This window comes from Streptosporangium sp. NPDC003464 (assembly GCF_053588315.1).
On sequence record NZ_JBSFPS010000393.1, the window covers coordinates 1 to 6,454 of the forward strand.

Here is a 6,454-nt window from a genome sequence, read left to right on the forward strand (position 1 = left end):
CATCCCCTACGGGAAGGTCTCAGCGGTCAGCGTGGTGAGCAACAAGTCCATCGCGGGCTCGTTCTTCTCCTCCGGTGCCATCGCCATCCACGTGGGCACCCACACCTACGAGGTGGAGTTCCGGGGCGACAACAAGGCCCACCACGTGCACAACGTGATCCTCCACTTCATCTCGTAGGCCCGGGCGGCCCCGTCCCGTGGGCCCGGACGGCGGCCGTCGCCGCCGCACGGTCAGGGCCGGGCGACCGACCGGTAGAGGTCCATGGTCCGCTCGGCGATCCGCGGCCAGGAGAAGTGCTCCACGGCGCGGACCCGCCCGGCCCTGCCCATCTCCGCGGCCAGCGCCGGATCGGCCAGCAGCCGGTTGACCCGCCCGGCCAGGTCTGCGGCGAACCGCTCGGGGTCGTCGGGGGTGCCGTCGGCCGCGGACTGGTCGATCGGGACCAGCAGGCCGGTCGAGCCGTCGGCGACGACCTCGGGGATGCCCCCGGTGGCGGTGGCCACGACGGCCGTCTCGCAGGCCATGGCCTCCAGGTTCACGATGCCCATCGGCTCGTAGATCGACGGGCAGACGAACACGGTCGCGTGGGTGAGGATCTGGATCACCTCGGGCCGCGGGAGCATCTCCGAGATCCAGACGACGCCGGCCCGGTCCAGCCCCTGGACGAGCGCGGTGACCTCGGCGGCGATCTCGGGGGTGTCGGGCGCGCCCGCGCAGAGCACCAGCTGGGCGTCGGGGTGGAAGTCCCGGGCCGCGTGGAGCAGGTGGACCAGGCCCTTCTGCCGGGTGATCCGCCCCACGAACACCACGTAGGGCCGGCCGGGGTCGATGCCGTGCCGCTCCAGGACGCCGGTGCCCCGGTCGGGGGCGTACTCACCGGTGTCGATCCCGTTGTGGATGACCGTAACTTTTTCCGCCGGTATCTCCGGGTAACTGGTGAGCACGTCGCGCCGCATCCCCTCCGACACGGCGATGATCGCGTCCGCGCTCGCCAGCGCGCTCCGCTCGGCCCATGATGACAGCGTGTAACCGCCGCCGAGCTGCTCGGCCTTCCACGGCCGCAGCGGCTCCAGGCTGTGCGTGGTCACCACGTGCGGCGTGCCGTACAGCATCTTGGCCACGTGACCCGCGAAATTGGCGTACCACGTGTGGCTGTGCACCAGGTCGGCGCCCGCGCAGCCGGCGGCCATCTCCAGGTCCACGCCCAGGACCTGGAGCGCGGCGTTGGCCGTCGCCAGCCCGCCGGGCACCTGGTACGCCTCGACGCCCTGCTCGGACCGTGACGCTCCGAAGCAGCGGACCCGGGTGTCGGCCAGCCGGCGCAGCTCCCGGGCGAGGTATTCGACATGGACTCCGGCGCCGCCGTACACCTCGGGCGGGTACTCACGGCTCAGCAGATCAACGCGCATGTGATCAGCGTAGTGTTTCAGTCCTGCGCACCAGGTTAAGGTCCTGGTATGAGAGTCCTCGCGATCGTGCTCGCCGGCGGTGAAGGCAAGCGACTGATGCCGCTGACGGCTGACCGGGCCAAGCCCGCGGTGCCGTTCGGGGGGATATACCGGCTCGTCGACTTCGTGCTGTCGAACCTGGCCAACGGTCACTATCTGCAGATCGTCGTGCTGACACAGTACAAGAACCACAGCCTCGACCGGCACATCTCCCGAACCTGGCGGCTGTCGGCGATGCTGGGCAACTACGTCACGCCGGTCCCCGCCCAGCAACGGCTGGGGCCGCACTGGTTCTCCGGGTCGGCCGACGCCCTGTTCCAGAACCTGAACCTGATCTACGACGAGATGCCCGACCACGTCATCGTGTTCGGCGCCGACCACATCTACCGGATGGACCCCCGGCAGATGGTGGAGCAGCACGTCGAGTCCGGCGCCGACGTGACCGTGGCGGCGATCCGGCAGCCGCTGTCGCTGGCCGACCAGTTCGGGGTGATCGAGACCGACCCCGCGGGACGGCGGATCGTCGCCTTCCGCGAGAAGCCCAAGAACGCGGTGGGCCTGCCGGACGCCCCCGACCAGGTGTACGCCTCGATGGGCAACTACGTCTTCAAGACCCAGGCGATGCTCGACGCGCTCCGGGAGGACGCGCTCGACCCCACCAGCAAGCACGACCTGGGCGGCAACATCATCCCGATGATGGTGAAGGCGGGCAGCGCCGAGGTCTACGACTTCGCCGACAACATCGTGCCGGGCTCCACCGAGCGGGACCGGGGCTACTGGCGGGACGTCGGGACCCTGGACGCCTACTACGAGGCCCATATGGACCTCATCTCGGCGCACCCGGTCTTCAACCTCTACAACAGCCAGTGGCCGATCTACACCGGCCACGACCCGCTCCCGCCGGCGAAGTTCGTGCACAACGAGGGCGACCGGGTCGGCCGGGCGGTCGACTCGCTGGTCTCCGCCGGTGTGATCGTCTCCGGCGGCCTGGCCGAGCGCTCCATCCTCTCCCCGGGCGTGGTGATGCACTCCCACTCCGTGGTCGAGGACTCGGTGCTGATGGGCAACGTGAAGGTGGGCCGGGGCGCCATCGTCCGCAAGGCCATCATCGACAAGAACGTGATCATTCCGGACGGCGCCCGGATCGGCTTCGACCTCGAATACGACCGCAGCCGTTTCGCGGTGACCCGCAACGGCATCGTGGTCATCGGCAAGAACGAGATCGTCGAGCGGTGAGCCCCGTCCCCGTCCGGTGAGCCACCGGGCGGGGAGGTCTCCCGCCGGCGGCCGGCGCGCTCCCTCCGCCGTCGTCGACGTCCGCATAATCAATTGACGGAGTGAGTACTCACTCCGATGATGGACGCATGGAGACCCCACCCACCCGGCGACGCGCGCCGGGAATGAGCCTGGAGCGGCGGCGGCACATGATCGTACGGGCCGCGCTCCCCCTCGTCGCCGAGTACGGCGGCGCCGTCACCACCAGCCAGATCGCACGGGCCGCCGGGATCGGCGAGGCCACGATCTTCCGGGCGTTCACCGACAAGGACGGACTGCTGGACGCCTGCGTGGTCGAGGCGCTCCGCCCCGACCACGCGCTGGACCAGCTCGCCGAGATCCCGCTGGACCAGCCGCTGGCCGCCCGCCTGACCGAGGCCGCCGACGCCCTGCAGGCGCACACGGCGCGGATCGGCACCGTCCTCGGCGCCCTGCACGCCTCGGGCCACCGCCGCTCCCACGACCGTCGCACCCCGCCTCCCGCCGGGCCTGTCCCGGAGACCCCCGCCGGCCGCACGGCCGGCCCGTCGGCCGACCCCACGGCCGGGACACCCACGGCCGGGCAGGCCGCCGAAGTGACCGGGGCCGGCCAGGCGGGTGAAAGGACCATGACCGGCCAGGCGGCCGGACCCGGCCCGGCGGGCGAGAGCGCCTCCCCGGACCCGCGGGCCCGGGCCCACCCGCTGGACCGCGAGGAGTCGATGCGCCGGACCCACCAGGCGCTGACCGAGCTGTTCGAGCCCGAGCGCGACGCGCTGCGCCTCCCCCCGGAGCGCCTGGCGACGATCTTCCTCCACCTGCTGATGTCCAGCACCCGGCGCCCGCTGGGCGGCCCCCAGGTGAGCAACGACGACCTCGTGACCGTGTTCGTGCACGGCGCCCTGAACTGAGACGCCCTGAACTGAGAGGAGCACCATGCCCGTCACCCTGAACCACACCATCGTCCCCGCCGTCGACAACGAGCGGGCCGCGCGGTTCTTCGCCGACGTCATGGGACTGGAGTGCCTGCCGCCCGCCGGCTCGCGCGGTCACTTCGCGCCCGTCCGGGTCAACCCCTCCCTCACCCTCGACTACCTGACCGTCGACGACCCCGAGGGGCACCACCTGGCCTTCGACGTCGACCCCGCCACCTTCGACGGGATCCTCGCCCGTCTCCAGGAGGGCGGCGTGCCGTACGGCAGCAGCCCCGCCGACCCCGCCAACGGCCGGATCGACCACCCGCTCTGCCCCCGCGGCCTGTTCTTCGTCGACGAGACCGGCAACCTCTACGAGGTCATGTCCCCCGAGTGAGACGGCGCCCCGGCGGTCAGGGGGACCAGGTGAACCGGGGCGGGCGGCGCTCCAGGAAGGCGGCGACGCCCTCGGCGACCTCCTCGCGCGACTCCTTCTGCCACCGGCGCACGCGCGCCTCGTCGGCCCGGCCGTCCACGATCTCCTTGGTGGCGGCCAGGGTGAGCTGGGAGCGCCCGGCCAGGGTGCGGGCCAGGCCGTACACGCGCCCGGACAGCTCGGCGGAGGCGTGGACCTCGTCCACCAGACCGGTGCGCAGTGCCCGGCCGGCGTCGATGAGGTCGGCGGAGTAGAGCAGGAGCTTGGCGGCCGACGGGCCGACGAGGTCGACCAGGCGGCGGGTGGAGCTCAGCGGGTAGACGATGCCGAGCTTGGCCGGGGTGATGCCGAAGCGGGCGTCGTCGGCGGCCAGGCGCAGGTCGCAGGCGAGGGCGAGCTGGCAGCCACCGCCGACGCAGAAGCCCTCGATCATCGCGATCACCGGCTTGGGGAACGTCACGAGCGCCCGCTCCGCGGCGACGGTCAGCCCCGTGTCGTCACCGGCGTCGGAGAGCCCGGCGATCTCGGAGATGTCCGCCCCGGAGCAGAAGGTCCCGCCCGCGCCGGTCAGCACCAGGACGCGCACCCCGGGATCGCCCGCCAGCGGCACGAGCAGGCCGGGCAGCGCCCGCCACATGGCCGCGCTCATCGCGTTGCGCTTGCCGGGGCGGTTGATCCGCAACGTGGCGACGTGGCGGTCGACGGACAGCTCGAAACCATCAGAGATCTGCACGAGATAGATTCTCCCGGGACATCACCCAGCCCGTGCGGGCAGATCACCCCCCAAGCCAGAGAGGCCGGATGTTCGCAGCCACCCATCCCCGCCGTGACCGTTCCCACCCGCCGTCCGGCCCGTGGCCGCGCCCGACCCGGCGGGGGCGGCGGGCACCGCGGGGAGCGCGGATCATGAGAGGGTCCCGATGCGACTGACGCGGCCGTTCGGCCGGCTGAGCCCCGCCGAGCGGCGGGTCTGGGAGGCCTACCCGGCCGGCACCTGGGTGGACCTGCGGACCGGGGACAAGGAGGCCGACGACCCGGCCGGCGGCCAGGAGTGGGGGCCGGAGCGGACGGTCCGGGCGGAGGTCGTCGCCGCGCTCCTGCTCGGCGCACGCGAACCCGAGCCGGGCAGGACCGCCGGCCTGCGGCTGGCGGGCGCCCGTGTGACCGGAGTGCTCGACCTGTCCGACGCCACCCTCACCGGCAAGCTCCACATGCTCAACTGCTACCTTCCCGAGATCATCTCCCTCACCGACGCCACCACCACGGGGGTGCGGTTCCGGGGGTGCGAGCTGGAGCGGGTCCGGGCCGCCAGGTGCACGGTAAACGGCCTGCTGGAGTTCGACGGCTCCACGGTCCACAGCGGGATCCGGCTGGACAACGCGCACGTGACGGGCCAGTTCCGGCTCTCCAGATCGCGTCTGTACGCCCCCGGCGAGCAGTCCAGGGCGAGCGAGAGCCGGCTGGCGGACATCCGGCGGCCGTTCACCGAGGCGGAGATGCTGGAGCGGGGCCACGACCAGAGCCAGTGGGCGGTGTGGGCCGGCGGGCTGACCGTGGAGGGCGGGGCGTTCCTGCGTGACATGCGCGTCACCGGCGGGCTCAGGCTCATCGGCGCGAAGTTCAACGGCGGGATCTACCTGCAGCGGTCGGTCGTCACCGCGACCGGCCCGCACGCCGTGCACGCCGACTTCATGGAGGCCGGGGCGGCGGAGTTCAGCGCGGGGTTCACCGCGACGGGCACCATCCGGCTGCGCGGCGCGCGCGTCAACGGCGTGCTCTCCTTCGACGGGGCCACGCTGGAGGCCCCCGACCGGGTGCTCCACCTGAGCCACGCCCAGGTGGAGGAGCTGATCTTGAACCCGGCATCCATCGAGGGGGAGGTCAACCTCGGCTACTCCCGGCTCGGCGTCCTGCTCGACAACCCCACCGCCTATCCGGACCGGGTCCAGCTCACCGGGCTGACCTACGAGTCGCTACGGGGTGACTGGACGGTGGCCCAACGGCTCGACTGGCTCGGGCGGGACCCGGACGGCTACAAGCCGCAGCCGTACGAGCAGCTCGCCACCTGGTTCCGGCGGATCGGCCACGAGCCGGACGCCCGCCGGGTGCTGCTGGCCAAGCAGCGCCGCCGCCGCCGCACGCTCAGGCCCACCGGGAAGATCTGGGGCCGGCTGCTCGACCTCGTCGTCGGCTACGGCTACCGCCCCTGGCTGGCCGGGTTCTGGGTGGCGGTCCTGCTGACCACGGGCACCGCGGTCTTCGCCGCCGTGCCCCCGGCGCAGATCGACCCGGACGAGGTGCGGAGCCGCTCGCCGAGGAAGCGCAGCGACATGGCCGAGCACTCGATGTGCCAGCCGGGGAAGCCGCGGCCCCAGGGGGCCTGCCAGGTCATCTCGTGGTC

General features: G+C 72.2%; 6 protein-coding genes. 3 read left to right on the top strand and 3 right to left on the bottom strand.

Annotated elements, in window-relative coordinates; all coding sequences use genetic code 11:
* Positions 1 to 231: 231 nt before the first annotated feature.
* Positions 232 to 1,410, bottom strand: a complete 1,179-nt coding sequence (gene glgA / locus ACWDS7_RS45300; RefSeq protein WP_451934333.1) for a glycogen synthase — start codon at positions 1,408 to 1,410, stop codon at positions 232 to 234.
* Positions 1,411 to 1,458: 48 nt separating this feature from the next.
* Between glgA and glgC the strand changes: the two genes are divergently transcribed.
* From glgC to ACWDS7_RS45315, 3 genes are all read left to right on the top strand, one after another.
* Entirely contained in the window at positions 1,459 to 2,685 is a 1,227-nt protein-coding gene (gene glgC, locus ACWDS7_RS45305; RefSeq protein ID WP_306868451.1) for a glucose-1-phosphate adenylyltransferase, read from the top strand.
* 128 nt (positions 2,686 to 2,813) lie between these two features.
* Complete coding sequence (locus ACWDS7_RS45310) at positions 2,814 to 3,614, top strand: TetR/AcrR family transcriptional regulator (RefSeq protein WP_451934334.1); 801 nt, start codon at positions 2,814 to 2,816, stop codon at positions 3,612 to 3,614.
* Positions 3,615 to 3,639: 25 nt separating this feature from the next.
* The gene (locus ACWDS7_RS45315) at positions 3,640 to 4,014 is read left to right on the top strand and encodes a VOC family protein (protein ID WP_451934335.1); all 375 of its coding nucleotides are present in this window, start codon (positions 3,640 to 3,642) and stop codon (positions 4,012 to 4,014) included.
* Between the two features lie 16 nt (positions 4,015 to 4,030).
* On the opposite strand, the gene ACWDS7_RS45320 is transcribed toward ACWDS7_RS45315, so the two are convergent.
* Both ACWDS7_RS45320 and ACWDS7_RS45325 read right to left on the bottom strand, forming a co-directional pair.
* The gene (locus ACWDS7_RS45320; RefSeq protein ID WP_451934336.1) at positions 4,031 to 4,786 is read right to left on the bottom strand and encodes an enoyl-CoA hydratase/isomerase family protein; all 756 of its coding nucleotides are present in this window, start codon (positions 4,784 to 4,786) and stop codon (positions 4,031 to 4,033) included.
* A 1,464-nt stretch (positions 4,787 to 6,250) separates the two neighbouring features.
* Complete coding sequence (locus ACWDS7_RS45325) at positions 6,251 to 6,445, bottom strand: hypothetical protein (protein WP_451934337.1); 195 nt, start codon at positions 6,443 to 6,445, stop codon at positions 6,251 to 6,253.
* Positions 6,446 to 6,454: the final 9 nt, after the last annotated feature.

Coding starts and splice junctions, on each gene's coding strand:
- glgA (WP_451934333.1), bottom strand. CDS start 1,410: ATGCGCGTTGATCTGCTGAGCCGTGAGTACCCGCCCGAGGTGTACGGC.
- glgC (WP_306868451.1), top strand. CDS start 1,459: ATGAGAGTCCTCGCGATCGTGCTCGCCGGCGGTGAAGGCAAGCGACTG.
- ACWDS7_RS45310 (WP_451934334.1), top strand. CDS start 2,814: ATGGAGACCCCACCCACCCGGCGACGCGCGCCGGGAATGAGCCTGGAG.
- ACWDS7_RS45315 (WP_451934335.1), top strand. CDS start 3,640: ATGCCCGTCACCCTGAACCACACCATCGTCCCCGCCGTCGACAACGAG.
- ACWDS7_RS45325 (WP_451934337.1), bottom strand. CDS start 6,445: ATGACCTGGCAGGCCCCCTGGGGCCGCGGCTTCCCCGGCTGGCACATC.